This is a genomic window from Parasutterella secunda (assembly GCF_024733725.1).
Lineage (GTDB): Bacteria > Pseudomonadota > Gammaproteobacteria > Burkholderiales > Burkholderiaceae_F > Aphodousia > Aphodousia faecalis.
In genome coordinates this window covers 78439-98807 of the sequence record NZ_JANRHP010000005.1, presented here as the reverse complement: position 1 = coordinate 98807, position 20369 = coordinate 78439, and the positions used below count along the sequence as shown (strand labels likewise).

18 protein-coding genes are annotated in these 20369 nt (G+C 44.7%); 9 read left to right on the top strand and 9 right to left on the bottom strand.

Annotated features, from left to right (window positions below):
• Window positions 1-35: 35 nt before the first annotated feature.
• Both NW199_RS06405 and NW199_RS06400 read right to left on the bottom strand, forming a co-directional pair.
• Window positions 36-1637, bottom strand: coding sequence for an NERD domain-containing protein (locus tag NW199_RS06405; RefSeq protein ID WP_258333998.1), 1602 nt, complete (start codon window positions 1635-1637; stop codon window positions 36-38).
• A gap of 70 nt (window positions 1638-1707) precedes the next feature.
• Window positions 1708-3027 (bottom strand): ATP-binding protein, encoded by a 1320-nt coding sequence (locus tag NW199_RS06400; protein WP_258333997.1) that lies wholly within the window; start codon window positions 3025-3027, stop codon window positions 1708-1710.
• A 449-nt stretch (window positions 3028-3476) separates the two neighbouring features.
• Between NW199_RS06400 and NW199_RS06395 the strand changes: the two genes are divergently transcribed.
• The 5 genes from NW199_RS06395 (at window position 3477) to NW199_RS06375 (ending at window position 8691) form a co-directional block, all read left to right on the top strand.
• A complete protein-coding gene (locus NW199_RS06395; protein ID WP_022473073.1) occupies window positions 3477-3836 on the top strand; it encodes a hypothetical protein in 360 nt (119 codons plus the stop codon).
• Window positions 3837-3995: 159 nt separating this feature from the next.
• Window positions 3996-5147, top strand: a complete 1152-nt coding sequence (locus tag NW199_RS06390) for a hypothetical protein (protein ID WP_258333996.1) — start codon at window positions 3996-3998, stop codon at window positions 5145-5147.
• Between the two features lie 164 nt (window positions 5148-5311).
• Complete coding sequence (locus tag NW199_RS06385; RefSeq protein ID WP_258333995.1) at window positions 5312-6454, top strand: molybdopterin-binding domain-containing protein; 1143 nt, start codon at window positions 5312-5314, stop codon at window positions 6452-6454.
• Window positions 6455-6457: 3 nt separating this feature from the next.
• Entirely contained in the window at window positions 6458-7510 is a 1053-nt protein-coding gene (locus NW199_RS06380; RefSeq protein WP_258333994.1) for a hypothetical protein, read from the top strand.
• Window positions 7507-8691 (top strand): vWA domain-containing protein, encoded by a 1185-nt coding sequence (locus NW199_RS06375; protein WP_258333993.1) that lies wholly within the window; start codon window positions 7507-7509, stop codon window positions 8689-8691. Before NW199_RS06380 ends, NW199_RS06375 begins: the two co-directional genes overlap by 4 nt.
• A 50-nt stretch (window positions 8692-8741) precedes the next feature.
• Here the strand turns inward: NW199_RS06375 and NW199_RS06370 are convergent, their stop codons facing one another.
• The 3 genes from NW199_RS06370 to NW199_RS06360 all read right to left on the bottom strand — a co-directional run bounded on the left by NW199_RS06370 (window position 8742) and on the right by NW199_RS06360 (window position 11330).
• Window positions 8742-9485, bottom strand: a complete 744-nt coding sequence (locus NW199_RS06370; protein WP_258333992.1) for a Fic family protein — start codon at window positions 9483-9485, stop codon at window positions 8742-8744.
• Window positions 9486-9571: 86 nt separating this feature from the next.
• On the bottom strand, window positions 9572-10354 hold the full coding sequence (locus NW199_RS06365) for a Sir2 family NAD-dependent protein deacetylase (RefSeq protein ID WP_258333991.1): 783 nt from the start codon (window positions 10352-10354) through the stop codon (window positions 9572-9574).
• 13 nt (window positions 10355-10367) lie between these two features.
• Entirely contained in the window at window positions 10368-11330 is a 963-nt protein-coding gene (locus tag NW199_RS06360) for a hypothetical protein (protein WP_258333990.1), read from the bottom strand.
• A gap of 143 nt (window positions 11331-11473) precedes the next feature.
• On the opposite strand from NW199_RS06360, the gene NW199_RS06355 reads away from it, so the two are divergent.
• Window positions 11474-12250: an ADP-ribosylglycohydrolase family protein gene (locus NW199_RS06355; RefSeq protein ID WP_258333989.1), complete on the top strand. Its 777-nt coding sequence runs from the start codon at window positions 11474-11476 to the stop codon at window positions 12248-12250.
• A gap of 59 nt (window positions 12251-12309) precedes the next feature.
• Here NW199_RS06355 and NW199_RS06350 read toward each other — a convergent pair whose 3' ends face one another.
• The 4 genes from NW199_RS06350 to NW199_RS06335 form a co-directional block, all read right to left on the bottom strand.
• On the bottom strand, window positions 12310-13089 hold the full coding sequence (locus tag NW199_RS06350; RefSeq protein WP_258333988.1) for a hypothetical protein: 780 nt from the start codon (window positions 13087-13089) through the stop codon (window positions 12310-12312).
• Between the two features lie 58 nt (window positions 13090-13147).
• Window positions 13148-13939 carry an ADP-ribosylglycohydrolase family protein gene (locus tag NW199_RS06345; protein WP_258333987.1) on the bottom strand — a complete coding sequence of 264 codons (792 nt, stop codon included), beginning with the start codon at window positions 13937-13939 and terminating at the stop codon, window positions 13148-13150.
• A 64-nt stretch (window positions 13940-14003) separates the two neighbouring features.
• Window positions 14004-14402, bottom strand: a complete 399-nt coding sequence (locus NW199_RS06340; RefSeq protein ID WP_258333986.1) for a 6-fold beta flower protein — start codon at window positions 14400-14402, stop codon at window positions 14004-14006.
• A gap of 82 nt (window positions 14403-14484) precedes the next feature.
• On the bottom strand, window positions 14485-15240 hold the full coding sequence (locus NW199_RS06335; RefSeq protein WP_258333985.1) for a GntR family transcriptional regulator: 756 nt from the start codon (window positions 15238-15240) through the stop codon (window positions 14485-14487).
• Window positions 15241-15320: 80 nt separating this feature from the next.
• On the opposite strand from NW199_RS06335, the gene NW199_RS06330 reads away from it, so the two are divergent.
• The 3 genes from NW199_RS06330 to NW199_RS06320 all read left to right on the top strand — a co-directional run bounded on the left by NW199_RS06330 (window position 15321) and on the right by NW199_RS06320 (window position 20340).
• On the top strand, window positions 15321-16616 hold the full coding sequence (locus NW199_RS06330; protein WP_258333984.1) for a M20/M25/M40 family metallo-hydrolase: 1296 nt from the start codon (window positions 15321-15323) through the stop codon (window positions 16614-16616).
• Window positions 16617-16660: 44 nt separating this feature from the next.
• Window positions 16661-18040 carry a C4-dicarboxylate transporter DcuC gene (dcuC, locus tag NW199_RS06325; RefSeq protein WP_249092052.1) on the top strand — a complete coding sequence of 460 codons (1380 nt, stop codon included), beginning with the start codon at window positions 16661-16663 and terminating at the stop codon, window positions 18038-18040.
• A 137-nt stretch (window positions 18041-18177) separates the two neighbouring features.
• A complete protein-coding gene (locus NW199_RS06320) occupies window positions 18178-20340 on the top strand; it encodes an AAA family ATPase (RefSeq protein ID WP_258333983.1) in 2163 nt (720 codons plus the stop codon).
• Window positions 20341-20369: the final 29 nt, after the last annotated feature.

The following is a 20369-nucleotide window of genomic DNA, read 5'->3' as shown; positions in this document are numbered from 1 at the left end:
TCCGAAACATTATGGACTATCGCCGCTTGGATCACTCAGAGACAAGTGGCTAATTTTTGAGCAAAAGGGTCCGTTAAAACGATTTTCAAACTCATGGAAGCCCGAGTCATGCCCAAATAAAGCAAAGACTTGGTTTGGTCGTCTAATTGATCAAAATCCACTTCTGTCAAGATAATGCACGGCGCCTGAAGTCCTTTAAAACGTCTCACCGTATCGTTAAAAAGCGTTCCGTCACTAAAGAGCTGACGACCGTTTTTAAACTCATCCAACGGTTGTTTAAGCGAATATTTGTCTGATCCCAGTGTTGGTGAACATAAAATCTCTGACGAATGACGTCCCTTCATCGTCAAGATGGCGATTTGATCATCAGAAAAGCCCTCTTTTCGAGCTTCATCAACTGCCCGTCTTGTTTCTCTTAAAAGTTGCGCGGGACCACTATAGGTGAAAAAAGCAGGAACATCCCCTTGATAGGGACTCGTAGAGACCAAAGGGCTAGAAGTAAGCGCCAGTTCATTGATAACCTGCGTTACCCTCTGCGGTATGCGAGCGGTTTCTGCGGAATTCACTCGGACAGATTCGGTAAATTCAACGGTTTCACCAGTTTTGAAATTGGGATCTGATAAGACGTAGAGTGTTCCATCGGATGATAGAGCCTGCGTTAACGCCACCACCCAATCGGATTTCAAATCTTGAGCACCATCCAACACGATGAAATCAATGGAATAGTTACCTTCTTCTAATTTCTGAACAAACGTCTCTGACACGTCATTGAAATACTGGCTTAATTTCAATGAATCAATATCTGCAGGATCTTCAGCTCGGGTTTTCTCAATCGCCAATTCATGCCATGTACCAATGAATTCAACATGCTGATTAATGGGATGATCTTGAAGTTTCTGAGCAATATTGCGGGTCGTGTTGATGTACCAGGCACTTCTTTTTTCTTGATGGGCTTTTTGTAAAAGCGACAACGCAAGCTGCGTTTTACCGGCACCGGCCGGTGCATTAACCTCTACAACAGCCAGGGGCGAGTCAATTCTGGGAATCCAAGTAGCCAATCCGGAAGACAATTCCCGACACCGGATATCCAGCGTTTCAGAAATGGAGCTTAAACTTTGTTTGACAACACAGTGATTTTCTAAAAACTCAACGATCGTATCTTTAGAGATGTCGTGACTATGCGGCAATCGGTCGCAGTCCAAAATGATATTGCAGAGTTCATCCATTCGATCCGCATCAATGACTCTGGTCGAATCAATCCCTATTCCGTATCCATCCAGTTTCCCGGTTGGTAAAACGAGAAACGAGCGAATAGTTAGATTCTTCGCAAGAGCTGCCAAACGATTTCTGGCAATTCCTCCCTGCCTATTTAACTGTTTAACAATATCCTTTTGACCTCCGGCGCCATAATCACGCACCACGTGTCCGGATTCATCCGCTATTAGATCACCCGCTTTAACCTCTAAGACAACAATAACGCCGGTCGGTGTAACCACAACGGTATCCAGTTCAGAACTTTTACCTTCTGCCGCAATATCCACGTTAGCGATTACAGAATATCCCGATGGTAAATCTTCCAATTTTTTCTTCACAATTAATTCAGCAAACTCACCCTGTCTGGCCTTTTGTTCTTCCATATGAATACCTCTATGTGCCATTAATTCAGACGCTCTTTGTCTTAAAGAGATTGTTTCGATCCTCTTGACCTCACCGCTCAGTAAGCAAAAATCCCATATATAAAGGCAAAGTCAAAAGCTGTTCACGACGACCAACGTTGTAGTCCCCGAGTTTTATGGCCGAATGCACGTGATACTTCTCCGGATGCTTCAAAATGGTGCGCGTGTTTTTCGCATTACCGGATTTGGCCTTCACTTCCAGCAAAACCGCCTCACCTTTGTAGCACATAATAAAATCAATCTCTAATCCCGAATCCTTTCGAAAATAATACAAAGGCCTTTTCATTTTGATGAAGAAATCCGCCACTAAATTTTCAAAAATCGCTCCTTTATACCCAAAAAGATCGCCTTGCAAAATATCACGCTCCGTACCGTCTTCCAACATCCCGACAAAAAGACCGGTGTCAGACATATAGACTTTGAACTTATCCTGACAAGCATTGCCTTCAAGCGGCAATTCCGGCAGCGTCAGGTTGTAGCAGCGGCGGATTAACCCGGTATCTTCCAGCCATTGAAGACTTCCAACATACTGGTTAGAACGCGCTGTCTTTTTAATCAAAGAAAATTGGAATTTCTTGTTGTCTCGAGCAAGCTGCTTCGGAATCGATTCAAAACACTCACGAATTCGTGATTTATCTGCACCTTGTGCATATTTGACCATATCGTCCTCAAAGGAGCGGATCAAAAGCTTTTGCTCTTCACGAACGAAGGCGACATTCTTTTCTTTAATGAACTGATCAACAATATGAGGCATTCCGCCCACAACAACATATTGCAGCAATAAGTCTCTCATCCGTTGGTGCAACGCTTCAGGAACGGGCCTTTCCTCTTCCAGACACTGCTTTAGAAGAGCTATCAAAGCATCCTCAATCCCATTGGCCCAAAGGAATTCCTCAAAATCCAACGGAAACATATCAATGATTGTTTCATAACCTACCGGTACAGAATAGTCTTCCGAACGATAGCCACTGATACCCAATAACGAACCCGTTGCTAAAACGTCAAAACGACCATCCAGCTTGAAAAATTTCAAAGCCGCACGAGCTCTGGGGCATTCTTGAATTTCATCTAAGACAATGACTGTCTCGTGAGGGATAAAGCGAACGTTTGCACCGACAAACGCACTCATCATTAAGACGACATCGTCAACTTTAAGCGATCCTTCAAAAATCGTTCTGTAATCCGGATTTTCGAAGAAATTCAAATACACAACCTGTTTGTAGTGTTGTTGAGCGAATCGCAACACAGAAAATGTTTTTCCGCATTGCCTACAGCCTTTCAAAATCAACGGATTCCGATTTTCCGTATTGAGCCAATTCAAGAGTGTTTTTTCAATTTTTCGCTTAAGCATAGATTTCGTCGCTCTAATTACATTTTTTAGTCACTTTAACACGAAAAATTACGTTTTCCTAGCGACTTTTTCCAAAAGTTTTACATTTTCCCAGCGAGTTTTTCGGGATATCTAACATTTTCCTAGCGAGTTTTTAAAAATAAAGACAGATATTCATGATTGGGAACATCATTTTTTTGGATATTAAACCTTCATAAAATGAAGCCTTAAGCATTATCCTAATTTCAGAATAAAGATAGAAACTCAACTAGGAGTCAACCATGCGTAGGGTTGTTGGTGATTATGTTGTTGACCTTTTTGGTAAAGAAGAATCCAACAAAGAATTTCTCATTAAGCAATCAAAGATCAGAGGCTATTGAGACAATAAATGCTTCATAAAGTGAAGCTATTGTGAGTATTCTTTCAATAGATAAAAAGTTAACAAACGCCCTCATAAGGAGCAGAAAAACATGATGAACTTCATCGCTATCGATATTGAGAACTTTAAAGTAGATCTCTACGACGAAGAGGAGTTTATTGCCGCCTATGAAGCGGAGGCGCTTGATCCCGAAGACTACAAAAGTGATGAAGATCGAATCACGGAACTGGTTGAAGACAATTACTGTGACATCGCTTGGTCCCGGCAGGACGCGGTCGATAAAATTATCGAAGAAATCGAATTGCTTTCCATTGAAGAAGGTGGAGACGATGAAACTCTCGTTGGTTTAGCCAAAATGCTGATTACTATCGCTCAAGCCAATTGGTGGGATGAGTTTATTGAACGAAACAATCCGTTCGGGCTCCCTAGTCGCAGTTGTCTTGAACTTTAATCTCAAGAGTTCAAAAAATTTAAAAATAATCCAACCTAACTTTAGTTCATCATTGCGCCGGATATCTGATAAATCAGGTATCCGGCTAGTTTTAATTATCAATACCTCATAAATTGAAACGCCTGCCGATACCCTTTTCTCATTCATAGGAGACTATTTATGAGTTCAAAAGATCTATCGAGCAAGGCATTTTCATTCAAATACCAAGAGTTCTTCAAACCGGGTTTTATTTGGTACAGAGACGAAGCAGTCGCTTTCGTCAAAGAACACTATACGGTTCAGTTGCTACTTCCCGCTGAACTTTTGCGTCAATATCCCCACTATTCCGCCTCTTACAACGGCTTTATTGAAATACCCGCCGGCTTTGTTTGGTTTGCCCCTAAATTTGTTGCGGAAATCGTTCGGGCTTGGGGGTATAGATTCTTTGGCGCGCCGTTTGAGCAAAGCGCTTTTGAAAAAGTTCAACAAAGTCTACGAACACTTTTTGCTTTTCATACAGGATACCCGGATCTGCACAAAAAGATTCATAACGCAGCAACATCACAAGAAAAAATCCAACCGGCCCGACAACCGCTTCTTGATTCTTTCAGAGAAATAGCGCTTTCAACTAAAGGACTTTTTCCTTGCCTCTATGAGTTGATCCCCTTGTGGTCCAACCATGTCACCCCGATCAAAAATGAAGAAAAGAAACGTTCAGCAAATTTAAAGGTTCTTTACAAACCTAAAAAACTGATCCCTGTTCAAACCAGTCTCGATTTGGTTTTAAGTGAAGGGCTCGTTGAGTGCGCCGCTCCCTCCACGCTTTTAGGTTTTTGCGTTAGAAAACTCAGCTTATCGGGTGAAATTTTGGACTACTGGTTTATCGCCCCCTACAAACTCGGATACGACTCTTTCACAAGCCAAGCCACTCATTACCAGGTGGACTGCGAAATGAGTCAGAAACTGTCTAATCGTGAAGAGGGTCAAGTCAAGGCCCGAGAAGTTGATCAAAAACTCGATGAAATCGCTTGGAGTAAAGATCCGACACTTAATTTTGAAGAGTTAGAAAAAATCGCCATGGTCATGACTTCAATAGAAACACCTAACCAAAGCCTGCAGTACAAACGACACGTTCTCTATGATCTTCTTGTCGATACAAAGCCTTTAACGGAAATTCTTGACAAAATGGAAGCCTCCGGCGACTCTCCCTATTCTAAAAACATCAATCCAAAGCTTTTTTCAGAGGCTTGCACTGCCCGAGCCGTTGAACTAAACGGGACCAATAACAACTTGCCATTGAGCCCATTTTTCGCCCTAAGACCCAATGCATAAATGCTATTTTCCCGATACATTAATACATCATAATTTGATGCATCGGTTTGTATTCTTTCATCATCAAAAGGACTCTATCGAACAATATTTGTTCATGAGCCCCATAACTTAACCCAATCCCAAAGCTGACAATGATGAACGGAAAACAACCTTCGATCTCACACATGCTTTCCGAGGAAAGCCTCCTCACGCATGAAGGCTTTATTCGATTCAATGGATTTCCCGTTGCTTTTGTGAAAAGCAACCTTTCGGTGCTGCTACTTTTACCCTTTGAAGAACTGAGTCGCCGTCCATACTACTCGGCAACTTTTAACGGTTTTATTGAATTGCATTACTCAATAAGCAGACTCTGTCCCCGTTTCACCTTGGCTCTCATCGCCGAGTGGGCAAGCCGCTACTTTGGACTATCAACGGATCCCAAGCGTTCAGACTATGTCAAAAAAGCTCTCCAACGGCTCTACGGCTGGCATCACGGTAAATCGGATTTAGCTTCTGCTCTTTCCAATCCCGATGATCCGACACACGACTATCCACTAGCCGATAAGCTGTCTGCTACCGAAGCGGATGTGCTCGATAGTTTTCAAAAAAGCCACTACCCGATTTATATCATGAGCGGTCTTTGGTCAAACCACATTCGATCACCGAAAGCCCCCTATCTTCCTACTCGCGAAGCTCGACGTTTGGTCCCGATCGATAACGGTTATGTCCCGGTTATCACAAACGCGGATCTTTTAGTCAAAGTCAAGGTCGATGATCAACATCGTGAAAATCTGATGGGCTTGTGTGTGCGCAAAGTTGAGAGTGATGGTGAAATCAAAAAAGTATGGTTTTTGCCTAAACGGCTTTGGAAATGGTTCATGTATGAACCGGAACAAAAGCAATTTTTGACAGCCAAAGAGATGGAAAAACTTCTTCCGGCGACTTCTTCATCCAATCTTTGTACCGAAATGTTGGACGATACATTAAACACTTTAGCCTGGTCACAAGATCCCGGATTAACGAACAAAGAACTTGAAGATGTTTGCATGCTGCTTTTGGAAATCGATCACCCGGACGAGAAACCTTTGGTCGTGAACTCGCCTCTTTTCCAACTCTTTCTTGAGAACAAAGACCTTGCGGAGGTACTTCAAGCGATTGAATCCACCACCCAGGGTAAACACTCGGCTTTTGAGGTTGATCCCGTTGTCTTTGCGGCAGCCTGCGCCTTAAAAGCGAGGGAATTTCAAGGGGAATCCTCTGAGGGTGGCATTCAATACTGTCCTATGCCCGATGTCAATGCACTAAAAACGTTTTATCAAAAGGTTTAAAAAATGAAATTCTCGGATTTAAAGAAAAGCATTCTGGCTCAATTTGAAGTGGCGGGTGGCAACCGCATCGTCCCTTTTATCGAGGGCAAGCCCGGTGGTGGAAAATCAGCTTGTGCACGAGAAATTGTCAATGAATTGAAGAAAAAATATCACATCGCCGATGAACAAATCGTGGAATTCAATCCCTCGCTTCGAGACCCGGTGGATGTCCTAGGAGTGCCGTTTAAGCATGAATCAGGCACACACAATGTGTGGCTGCCGCCCGAAGAGTTTTATAACTTGCGTCAAGGGGTCGGTCCCTGCGCTTTAATCATTGAGGAGCTGACCGATGCTCCCATGTCCATGCAAAACCCGATGTGCCGCATCATTTTGGATCGGTGGGCCGGATCGGTAAAACTTAGTGATCAGCTTTTCATCATTGCAACCGGCAATCGCGTTGAAGATAAGTCCGGAGCCAATCGCATGAGTACAAAACTAGGCAACCGCCTGCGTTGTTTGTCTTTTGATGAAAATCTTGACGATTGGATCACATGGGCCAAAGCTCACAACATTTGCGACGTGCTGATTAAATTTTTGCAATTTCAGCCTAAGATGCTTTCTGATTTTGACCCCACTCGGAAAACTAATCCGACTCCCAGAGCGTGGGAAGCTGTGAGCCTTGTTCCATCATTCACCGGACGAGACGGTGAAAAGTTTTTTCATGCCTTGGTCGCGGGTGACGTCGGTGAAGGAGCCGCGGCCGCTTACTGCGCTTTCCGGAAGATGTACCTAAACCTGCCGGACTTTTCAGAACTTTTAGCCCGCCCCGAACAATATTCGGTTCCGGAAGATTTAAGCATCCGCTGGGCAACCGTCATGAAGCTCGTTGACCTCATTGCGTCCGAGAATTGCAAACAGGATACGGCCAACGCCGCACTGACTTTTATCAGTCGGGTGCCACCCGATATGCAGGCCATGGCTGTTCGGGAACTATATAAAGGCGAATCCAAAAAGCGTTTAATCGCAAGCCCCGTTTTTAAGAAATTAGCTTCAAGACTCACTAAGGTGATCGGATGAGTGAAACCATTAACAAACTTCTTCAGGCTAAAACTCGCCTGTCACTGCGAGAACCCTTTTTCAGCAGTATTCTCTTTCGCTTTCCCATGGAAGCAACTGACACGGTGCCTTATGCTGCCGTAACCCCTCGTGGGAGAATTCTTTATAACCCTGAAACAATTGAGAAACTTTCGGTGGAAGAGGTCGTTTTCTTACTCTGCCATGAAGTGCTGCATATAGCGTTTTCTCACAGTCTTAGACGAGGCGAGCGTGATCATTTCCTTTTTAATATCGCAAGCGATGCCGTCATTAACGAAACGCTCATTGAACTGGAAATCGGGAAATTTATTGATAGCGGGGTACGACTGAGGGGCGCTCAATCCAGAACCGCCGAAGATATTTATGACGAAATCTACGAAAAGATTCCGGCGGCCAAGCTACTTTGCGACATCATTTATTCAGGTGACCAAAGCGCTGGCGAGCTCAAAAATGATCCCCTTGCCGAAGCAAGAAAAATCTTTGGTGAATCGGTGGAAGACGCTGAGTTACGGGACATTGAAAATTGCGTAAAAATGGCCATTGCGGAAGCAATCACCAAACAGAAAATGATGCAGACTCGTATGGGCTCCGCGATGGGTCATCTCATCACCCTTTTAGAGGAATACGTGTTGGTTGAAAAGCTTCCCTGGTACGAGCTGTTGGGACGCTTTATGACCAAATTTGTTTCACAAAACGAAACATGGCGCCGCCCTAATAAACGTTTCTCCGACGTCTATCTACCTTCTGTCGACAAAGAAGCGCAAATGGGCTCAATGGTTGTAGGCATTGACACATCAGGATCCATTTCAGATGAAATGCTGGCTGCTTTTGGCAAACACCTTTTTGACGTTATTGAAGAGTGCAAACCCGAAGAGATTTTTGTCTTGTGGTGCGATTACAAAATACAGAAAATAGAACAGCATCAATGGGAGGATGTGCCTTTTAAATTGTCCGCTCCGGGACGCGGAGGCACCAATATGTGTGAGATTGTCAACTGGGTGAATAAAAACACCCCTGAGGCTGATGCATGCGTCATCTTTACTGACGGCTATACACCTTACCCTCAAGCCGATGAAGAAAGTGTTCCCACACTTTGGGTGATTACCTCAAAGAATGCCGCCATCCCCGAACATATCAATCGCGTTCACTTTGAAATGGAGTAGTCCAAATGCAAACAGGCTAACCGATCCGGTGTTAGCCTGTTTGATATAACCTAGAAACCTTTTGTCGGGTATTGTTTTTTAATGATATGAGCGAAAAATCTCATCATTTCATCAGCATCGCCGGTCTCGTAGAAGCGCCCCAATTTTTCATGAAACTCAACACTTTCCCGATTTAAAACAGTTATGGGCCAATAACCGTTGAGCATCAAGCATCCATTCATCATCAAAGACGCAGTCCTTTTATTAGCATCAAAGAAAAACTGAGTTCTGGACATGAATAAAAAAACTGCTATCGCTCGTTCTTTAGGGTCCTTAACTTCAGTATTAAGAAAGTCAAATCCGCGTTCAGCTAATATCGGTAATTTTTCATAGGTAGGGGGAATGTACTCCACATCATGGATAGCCGTATTAAGATTTCTCAAAGTTCCCCATTCCAGGGCATCTTTATAACCGACGAAACGGTGAAGGCTGCTGGCAGTTTCAATATTGACCTTGAACTCTCCACTGCGCAAAAGACGAACCATTTCACGCGCGCCGTCCCCATAATTTTTAACCTGTAGCAAATCAGTCACATCTAATCCATCCACCGATTTACCATTCAAGATGGTCCTCGTTTGTGGCAATGTGGAAGGATTTTGCTCAAGAGTTCTCATGCAGTTCCAGGTTATGTCAACCAAATTCTGATTAAATATGTATGTTGCTTTCTCAGTGTCTCCAATATAGGGAATTTCAAAGTCGACCGTACCCATTGACCAATGCATACCATTTAAACAATCAAATTTGGTCTCTAACATAATTTTTCTATCCTGAAAATCGGACTCTTGATGAGAGCATTAATTTTAGCCAAACTTTATTTTTCTCAAAACCTTATAACATCCGACTAAATATTTTCAATTAATTGTCCCACCTCTTTCAAAACCATCGGAACAATTCCTGTCGCCTTGCCCAACCTGATGTAATTGAAAGGACCATAGCCTTCGTCCATCATCGAGCAATTAAATTGCATCTCCCGCGGGGCTTCCTTATTTAAGAGCATACGAATAGAGGCGCCGGCTGAGGCCGCAATCGTGACAAAATCCGCAGCCGGATAAACCGTTCCTGAGGTGCCGATGGCGATGAAAATATCCACTTCTTTTAAGTACGGCATGATCCAATCCAAACCATGCGGCGTTTCTCCAAAAAGAACGACATCGGGTCTGACGGCTGAAAATTGAGCGCGGCATTTAGGGCAGATATTTCCCATTTTGTAGAAGCCTTTTCTCGGGAAAACCGTACCGCATTTCTGGCAGAGACTGCGATTTAAGGACCCATGCAAATGAAAAACAGCTGTATCTCCCGCTTCCTCGCAAAGAGAGTCGATGTTTTGCGTGACATGCACAATGTCGGCCTGTAAACGATACTTCTTTATAAACTGAGCAATGGCTTTGTGAGCAGCGTTTGGTTCACAAGCGTCAAAATCACGGATTCGCTGATTGGATGCTTCATAGACTCTTTCAGGCAACGACCTCATATAACCTCTTGAAAGACTGGCGCTGTCGTTTTTAGGATCACTGCCTTCTCCACGGTAGGTCGGGATTCCGCTTTCTACTGATAGGCCGGCACCCGAGAGAATAAAAATACTTGGACGCTCTCCGCGCCACTTTTTAATCATTGTCGACAACATACAAAGACCCCCATTATTTATGCAACTTCCAACTGACCATGCGTTGAAATTCAGGCCACGGATCGGTCAGATTTTTTCGACTCAAAAGTTGATGCATGGCACTGCGAGCGTACATATCCCGTCGAACATCAAATGAGAGTTCATAACGGCTCCACTCAAAATCCTTCATGTCATCGGCATCAGGCGAGACTGCACAAATTTTCACCTCGGGATAATGTGAAGCGATGAGTTGCATCATCCGTAAAAGTGCCCATTTTTTCCAGGTAAAGCTCTTTACACGAAAAGTGCTTGGATAGTCCGGGTAGTGCCACTTTTCTTTTGTGCCCGTAAAAAAGCCGGCTAATCGAATAATTTGATAAATCTCCTCGACATCGGCCCGTTTAGGAATGGATAACTCATAGAAGTCCCGATCATTGTCTCGCCACGGCTTCTCAAACCCCATCGATGTGTAGAGCTGATTTAAAAGACTTTCCAGTTGCTGAGCAAAGCGTGAGGTTTTGACTCGTTCATAAAATTCATGCCAACCGGTGCCGTAGCAGTCTATTTTCCGATAGTCCCACTGATGAAAATCACTGTCGGTTCGAAATTGGTAGTCAAAAAGCATTTGAAAGTAGACCACCGCAATTGCGCAGGCAATATCTTTGACAGAAGCCGACAACTGCCTTAGACCGTCGATGCCGTTTAGAAGATTCAAAGCTTCTTTGGCGTTGTCATTGACAAAGGTATCCACAGTTTGAGATTCGCCCATGCGGCTTGCAGCGATCATGGCACTCATGATTTCACTTTCGGACGCGATCGCTCTGTATAAATAAGTGCCAACCGCCTGAGCAAACATAAAATCATCATGGCAAACTCGGCTTCTGATTTCTTCCAAAAGGACAAAATAGCTGTCACTTAAAACGGCTCGGTACGCCTTACCTTGAAGAAAGTCATCAGGATTAAAAGCGGTCTTAAACGTTTTATTTTCCGTTCGCATGTCTGTTCTCTCTATTTTTCTGACAGGATAAGTATGACTTTTAGGACTTCACTTTATGCAACATCCGATTTTGCTGAGCACTTCAAAAACTGATAGATGACTCGTTAGAGTGCCCGTATCTGAAAATTTAATGGAGAAATAACATGTTGGGAGCCATTGTCGGCGACATTGTTGGTTCACCTTATGAATACAACAACCTCAAAAGAAAGGATTTCGAATTTTTTAGCCCAAATGGTTTCGTCACCGATGATTCCGTTTTAACGCTTGCCGTCTGCCATGCGTTATGTCAGCAAAGCACAAACCTTCAAAAGGCCGCCGAGAAATCCTTGATGGAGATCGCCTGGCGATACGCTGACAAAGATTACGGCGGAGGTTTTCGTCGTTGGATGCAGCAGGAAAATCCAACCCCCTACAATAGCTTTGGTAATGGTGCCGCTATGCGTGTCAGTCCATGCTCAATAGCCGCAAAAACACTCGAAGAATCAAAAGCGATGAGTTACTCGGTGACCTCTGTCACTCACAACCATCCGGAAGGACTCAAAGGCGCCGAAGCAGCCGCTGTCGCAGGCTTTTTAGCCAAAAATGGTCTTACTAAAAAAGCCATCGAACAATACATCAACGAACACTATTATCCGATGGATTTTTCCTTGGGCAACATCCGTCCTCAATACCAATACGAAGTCAGCTGCCAGGGCACCGTTCCCGTTGCTCTTAAAGCTTTCTTTGAATCGGTGTCTTTCGAGGACGCCATTCGAAATGCGGTCAGTATCGGAGGCGACAGCGACACGATCGCGGCAATTACCGGCGGTGTCGCGGGTATTTTTTATGGAATTGATGATTGGATCGCTAAAAAAGCCGAAGAATATCTGGATCCGTACCAAAAGCAACTTTTGAAGAATTTTGAAAAATTATTTTGCTAAAAATAATGTTAGGGGCAGATTTTTGCCCCTAACGATTCCTTTATTAACAAATTGGAGTATCACTCTGGCTTAACTTCTGACGTTTCTTTTTCGTTTTGATCTACCCTCTCTTTCATCTCACCGTCTAAATCATCTTCATCATCCAAATCATCTTCATCATCGAACTCTTCATCTTCATGGTCTTCGAGCCAATCATAGGCGGATAAAGAGACCCGGAAAAGACGTCCGATAAAGTCCAAATCTTTAGGTTCATAAGGACCTGTCTTGATTAATTGCAGCATTTCTTCTATTTGCCAAACGTCTTTGTCGCTGTCGAGAAGTTGATCGATGACAAAAAACGGCAAACCGGTTGCAACTTTAAGACATTGACGTTTTTCCCCTGCGGACAAATCTTTAACATCAATCCGATAGTCCGCCTCCAATTTATCAGCCTCTTCCCCCGGCGGCATCATCCAAATAAGAACACCGCGTTTACCCAACATGTACGGACACTCGCAACCGAAGGCATTGTCCATCAGATCCAACACAATAATTTTGTGCTGCTGCAACACATCGCCCAAGTCGTCGTCAACACAAGAGGCATCTGCGCGGTAAATTAAGTCGTCTTGCCAATAGGTCATTCTTTCAACAACCGCCTTGACCGCTCGCGGATTCGCACCGCACACCAGGATATGGAGCGGACGGACATAACCATCGTGATCCGTTTGAAGATAATTCGTGATGATTTCAGCGGCCGTATCCACATCATCTTCGTTGGCTTGCGGTTCGCCAATCCGACTGATCGGATTAGCAACAAAATAAGGCAACTTGTAGCGTTGATCCACTAATTTTCTGCGCATGGCGATCTCCTTTTCGATGAGAAAATTATGACCGACCATGCTTCATTTTATGCATGTTTTAAATGACCGTATACGTTTCTTCGAACTGTCTGAGAACGCCTGACAAATAAGGATCTAGATACGTTTGCGTTTTCTGAGCGATGGCGTCTGGAATACCATAGTAAAGACCGGCAATACTGCCAGCCATGGCCGCAAGCGTATCGGTATCGCCTCCTAAGCTAATCGCCGTGCGGATAGTGTCTTCAAAAGAAGACGACTCCAAAAAGGCTTTTATGGCAAATGGAACCGTCCGAGGGCAGGTATTGCCGAAATGATAGTGAGGGCGAATTTCATCGATCAAAAAATCCATCGGATAATAATGATCTTGGACATATTGTCGAATTTCCGCTTTAGACCATTTTTCTTTTGCCAAGAAGGCTGCAACCGCGACGGCTTCGGCTCCCTTTAAGCCTTCGGGATGATTATGCGTCACGGCGGTTACCGCATAGGAAAACTTTTTAACTTCTTCCAAACTTCTGGCAACCATCGCACAGGAGCTCACCCGCATAGCCGAGCCGTTTCCCAAACTGCCATAAGGCTCACTGACATCAGCTAACATCCAGACTAAAAATTTGGAGCCATAGCCCGCTCTTGGGTATCTAAGAGCAAAAGCTTTAAGTTGAGCAGCCGCATGCAAAGACAACCGGCTGTAGTCTCCACGACAGTCAAGAAAAGCCTGACAAATAGCCAACGTTAAAATCGTGTCGTCAGAAATATGACAATCCGGCGTAAAAAACGAAAACTCTTTCGATTGAAGACTCGCTAATTCTAAGCGAGAGCCCACCACATCACCGACGATGGCTCCAAGCACAAGACTTACTCCTACTCTTTTTCTGAGAAACTAGCAGGATATGTTTCAGTTTAAGATGGGAAAGCTACGCAAAAATCGGCTCAACGAAAAAGTGGATCATGGCGGCCAAGTAAGCCTCATCCAGGTATTCAGCCCCTTTGATGCTGCCCATGGCTTTGCTTGAAGAAACAATTCCGCCTCTGTATACCGTCCCGTTCTTAAAGCTCAGCACCACTCTTGAAGAAGATTTGATGGTTCCTTTATAAGCTTTCCCATCATCAATTAATCCCAGCTGCCTTGAAGATGAAACAATCGTTCCTTGATAGATTTTTCCATTCCTAATGGTGCATAACGCTTTGGACGATGAGGTAATAGTTCCCTCGTAGAGTTTGTCGCCATCGATGTGGCAAAGCATGCGGCTTGAAGAAACAATACCGTCATAGAGCGCACCATTTTTAAAAACTAAACTTCTCATTTGCGGCATGTTGTGCTCCTTATTCTGGATTTTCCTATCCTGTTATTAAGCTTAATACCGTCAAGCCTTTTTGAACGGAAATTTTTTGCCATTAACTGAGATCGAAAAATACCTTTGTCACATCCACTCGACCACGGTTAATTCGATACTCAACCGGCTCATGACCGAAGGTCAATGACAGTCTTTCCGTACATAAGGCTTCAAAATGCTCCGGAACTTGTAACTTTGCCGCCCTTTCCTGGTCCAAACATTCATAATGCACGGCGCATTTCTGACTGAGAATAACCACATTAAATTCCCTATCAAAAAACTCGTAGAAAGATTCACCGGTTCGGAAATGCGTTAAAAAGTAGTCCAAGGTGAATTTGCTGAATTTTTCTTTAACTAAAAAACTTTCATCAATGGATACGATCTCCTCGGTCCCCGTTTTCATGCTGATCCAGTGCCGAACAATATGAATAACTTCTTGTCCTTTTGACAAATGCAGGGCTGAAAGAATTTTCTCATCAACGTCGCTCGTGACTTCAAATGTCACCAAGCGACCACGACTTCCCCTTTTTTGTCCATCTAAATTTCTAAAAATTTGAAAAGCATTCCAATAACCTTGATCGCGATAAGTCCTTACAAATGTTCCGGCCCCTTCACGTCTGAGCAAAATTCCATCATTGACAAGTGTCTCAACCGCTCGTCTCAATGTTCCAATGGACACACCCACCTGTTGCGCCAAAACGGGCTCAATCGGAATTTTTTCACCGGGCTTCCATTCCCCGGATTGAATGGTTTTTAACAAAATTTGTCGAACTTGTTGGTAAAGCGGCTGACGGTTAACGCGAGAGAGGGTTTGCATAACGATCCTCGTTAAATTCATATATATGATTAATGATAGATCTTTTGTATTGCCTTGCGCTATTGGTGGAAACTAGACTGATGCCACACAACAAAATCCTAAGGGGAGCTGTCGTGCAAACGGGGATTCCACAACTAGACCAAGAGACTTACTTATCAGTTAAAACTCTCAAAGACTCAGCCAAAGTGACACGGGCTCTTCAGATCGCGTTTGACGAAGCCGAGCTCGGAATGAAGGAGCAGGTTGAGTTATGTGGAATCCCCGCGCCGACTTTTCAAGAAGCGCTGCGCGCCGAAGAGATTGTCCGCCGAATGAAGGCTTACGGACTATCAGACGTCACAACCGATGACATCGGCAACGTTATCGGCTTTCGTCCCGGGAAAGGCAATGGACCGGTTCTTGCCATCGGCGCACACATGGATACCGTTTTCCCGGCCACCACGGACGTGACCGTCAGACAAGAAGGAAACCGCTACTTCGCGCCCGGAATCGGTGACAATTGCTCAGGACTTCGAGCACTTTTGCAAATCATCCGCTCTTTGAATGAAGCGGATAAACACACCGAAGGGGATATTTATTTCGTCGCCACCGTTGGAGAAGAAGGCTTAGGCGATATTCGGGGCTCGAAATACTTTGTTGCCACTCACAAAATTGACGGCTTTATCGCTATTGATAACACCGAAATTGGGCGCATATTGAAGGGTGCCGTTGGTTCTCACCGCTACCGTATCACCATCGAAGGTCCCGGCGGTCATTCCTACGCCAACTTCGGTGAGGTCGCCAGTGCCATTCACGCCATGTGCATTGCCGGCAACATGATCGCTCATATCAAAACACCCACCAATCCGAAAACAACTTTCACGATCGGCACAATTCAAGGCGGCACCAGTGTCAACTCCATCGCCCCTTCCTGCTCTGTGGAAATCGACATGAGAAGTGTCAACAATGAAGCACTCCTTCAGGTCGAGTCTGAAATTTTGGCCTGTTTTGATAAAGCGGTCGCCGAAGAAAATGCCCTTTGGTCTATCACAGATCCTGCTAAACAGGTTCATTGGAAAAAAGAAAATGTTGGTAATCGTCCAGCCGGCATGCGCCCCGATGACTGCCCCGTATTGCAAGTGGCCCGTTCTTCTTTGAAAGCTTTAGGACAAGAACTGACAAACTACGGCGTCTCTTCAACCGATGCCAACGCTCCGGTCAGCATGGGCATTCCGGCTACCTGTCTCTCATCGGGCGGCATACAACACAAATGCCACACGATCCACGAATACTTCGACAAAGTGGATATTCATTTGGGGCCCCAACTACTTATCCTGACAGCCTTGGGACTTGTCGGTTGCGAGGGATTTAAACCCCTTTTGCCTAAGCGGGAATAATCGTAAGGAGTGAAGCACCACCATTAATGCTTTCGGAGACAACCATGACTGGTGTTTTTATCGTACTCATTTCGGTCGCGGTCATCTGCTGGTTGATCGTCAAAAAATTCTATCCAGCATGGTCTTTGTTCGTGGTGGGCATCGTGACGATCGCCATCGTGGCGGCGATCTCCGGAGATCCGGTGGCAACCGGTAAAAAAGTCACCGGCTTTATCGGTTTCGACATTCTGGGAATTTTCGGAGGCCTTTTGCAATCCCGCGCCGGCGGCCTTGGCATGAACATCATGATCATTGGCGGCTTCGGCTACTACATGAATAAGATCGGAGCCACGAGCGCACTGGTTCATGTTTGCACTCGCCCCATGTCTCTCATCAATTCCCCCTATATCATCATGGTGTTGGGCTACGTTGTCGGTCAATGCTTAAATGTGGTGCTGGGATCAGCCGTGGGTTTGGCCATTTTAATGATGGTCACGGTCTACCCGCTTATGCTAAGCGCCGGTGTCAGCCGCCAAGCCGCCTGTGCTTCCGTTGTGATGACCGGTGGTTTCGGCATCAGTCCTCTTGGTGCCAACAACTTAGTAGCCAGTAAATTGACCGGCATTCACGTAATGAACATTTTCGTGGATTACCAACTTGTCATCGCACCGGTTACTTTGATTATTGTCTGTATCGTGCACTACTTTGTGCAGCAGTATCTGGATAAGAAAGATTTAGCGAGCGGCCGTATTACACAAGCTGACTTCATTGCCAAAGATTTGTCCGATGCAGATAAAAGTGAAAAAGCTCCAGGCTTTTACGCAATTTTCCCATTGGTGCCATTGGTTTTTCTGTTTATTTTTTCTCCGCTGGTCTACAAAGGCATCAAGCTTGACATCATCAATGCCGTCATGGCTTCAATGGTTATCACTTTTGTCATTGACTGCGCCGTTCGCCAGGATATCAAAACGTCTTTTGCCTACATTAAAACCTTCTTCGAAGGCATGGGAAAGATCTTTTCCTCAACCGTCGTTTTGATTGTCTGCGCCGAAACATTTGCGGCCGGTTTAACACGCTCAGGTGGTATCCAGACGTTAATTGAAGCGGCCAGTAACTTAGGCAGCGGCTACCTCATCGTCTATACGATCATGTTCTTGATCGTTGGCCTATGCACTTTTGTGATGGGTTCCGGTAACGCCGCGTTCTTTAGTTTTGCGCCGATGATCCCCGGCATTTGTCAAACAGTGGGCGGCAACGCTCAGTGGATGCTCACCGGTATGCAATTGTCTTCCGGCTGCATCCGCTCCATGAGCCCCATCGCCGGCTGTGTTATTGCCGCCGCGGGTCTTGCGGACATTTCTCCGTTTGAAATTGTTCGCCGCTCGGCCCTTCCAATGCTGACCGCTTTTGTGGTTATTTACATCATGTCTTGCACCTTGGTCTGATCCAACCGAAGTTTCCTTTCAAGCAAGGCTTTTCCGCCCGATTTTTCGGGCGGCTTTTTTTGCAGCAAACCTTTTTGTATACATCATTAAATGATGTTTAAGTCCATACACTTCCTTTCAAGAAAAAGAGGAAGAATATGTTTAAGTGCAATCTCAACGCCAGCCATCAAACGTTTGACGAAACCGTGTTTCGTCTCTACCAGTTCTTTTTCCTGTCTATTCTTCTGTATCGTGACCTTTGGAAAAATGTCACCTGCGGCTACAACGATAAAGTTGAATACAACTTTGAACAAGTGAAGTGGAGCAAAATCCTGGGGTTGCCTGAACTTGAACAATTAACACCGGATGAAATCAAAAAGACGAAAAAAGTAGCGGACAATCAGGCCAAGATTTATTCGCTTTTAATGAAAAAATACCAAGCGTTTGAAGAAAACCCTCCCCTTGTCCCTGACAATCTAAAAGCCAATGTCGAGCTTTTGGCAAAAACGTTTGGCTTAAATGAGGCCGAAAAAAGTATTTTGATTTTTCTTGCGGTCATTAAACTCAATCAATTCAACTGTCTCGATCTATTCAATATCTTAAAAAACAAGAAAGCTGACCTTATTACCTATCGAGAACTCATCAGCGACTTTTTATCTACCATCTGCGATTGCGGTTACGAAACACTCTATAAAGCCTTATCTAAGAGCGGCGCTCTCATGCAAAATCGTCTGGTTCGCATCGATGAGGATCCCCGCGATTTTGAGTACTACCTCATCCTTGATCCGGATTTGGCCGCCAAACTGGTCTACCCTCATCAAAAATTGCATGATCTGCTGGCGATGTCACTGGTCAAGGGAAAAGAAAGTCAACTCACGCTCGAAGACTTTTCGTACCTCTCGCCCAATCTGCCGCTTTTAGTGCAATATTTGCGCAAGGCTCGAGAGACTCAAAAAAGCGGAATCAATATCCTTCTTTACGGTCCGCCGGGAACCGGAAAAAGTGAACTGAGTCGGGCCATCGCTCAAGACATTGGTGCTGACCTTTTTGAAGTGCCTGTCGTTGATGAGGAGGGAGACGCCGTTAACGACCGCATGAGTTGCTTAATGTTCAATCTTTCTCAACTCAAAAACAACCCCTCGGCGATTTTGGTTTTTGACGAGGCGCAGGATTTATTTAAAAACTTCGGAGCCACCCCCTTCTTGGCCACCTTATCGGCCAAAGGTAATGAAAAACAAAATAAGGGCTTGACCAATAAAGTCTTGGAAAACAATCAAACGCCCGTTATCTGGATTACCAATTCCATCCAGGCGATGGATCCGGCCTATATTCGCCGTTTTGATTTTTGCCTTGAAGTCCCGGTGCCACCTGAAAAGCAACGTCAAAAAATCATTGAAAACAAAGCAGGCGCCTTCCTGTTACCTGCTGGAATTCATTGCATTGCTCAAAGAAACGACATTGCTCCGGCCGTGATTGACCGCACGGCCAAGGTAATCTCGACTATCTCGACTTCAAAAGAGGAAATGCAAAAGCATTTCTTCACACACTTAAATGCCAGTCTTATCTCCATGGGTATTCGCCCCGTGCAATTGAGTAGCCGACCGGATGACGAGGAGCTGTATGATCCCGCACTGAGTACAGCGGACTATGACTTAGCACAAGTGGCTCAGGGGATTTCGGAGTCACTCAGTGCCCGTCTTTGCCTTTACGGCGTTCCCGGTACTGGAAAAACGGCTTGGGCACACTATCTCGGACGTGTTCTTGGCAAGCGAGTGATCGTGAAGCGCTGCAGCGATCTTTTGGATTGTTTTGTGGGTATGACCGAGAAGAAAATTGCCGCTGCTTTTGAAGAAGCTAAAACAGAAAATGCCATTCTGGTCATGGACGAAGCTGACAGTTTTTTGCAAAAACGCTCCGGAGCAAACTATAGCTGGGAAATCACTCAAGTCAATGAAATGCTCACGCAAATTGAAAACTTTGAAGGTATTTTCGTGGCAACCACCAATGCCTTGGATGCCATGGATGACGCCTGCTTGCGTCGCTTTGATTTAAAGGTGAAGTTTGATTATCTGGATGCAAAGAAATCCAAAATTCTTTTTAAACGGTACTGTGAAAAGATTTGCCCAGAAAGCTTTATTGACGACCGTATTTTAGAAGCGGTGGGCAATTTGCGTTCTTTGACGCCCGGTGATTTTGCAACGCTTATGCACCAGTCTCGGTTTAATCCCCTTAGAACGCCTGAGGCGTTACTGAAGGGACTTGAGAAAGAATGCGAAACAAAAGAGGGGCATCATCATAAGCGTCCGATTGGATTCAACTAACACATTCTTTTTCAGTTATATAAAAGAAT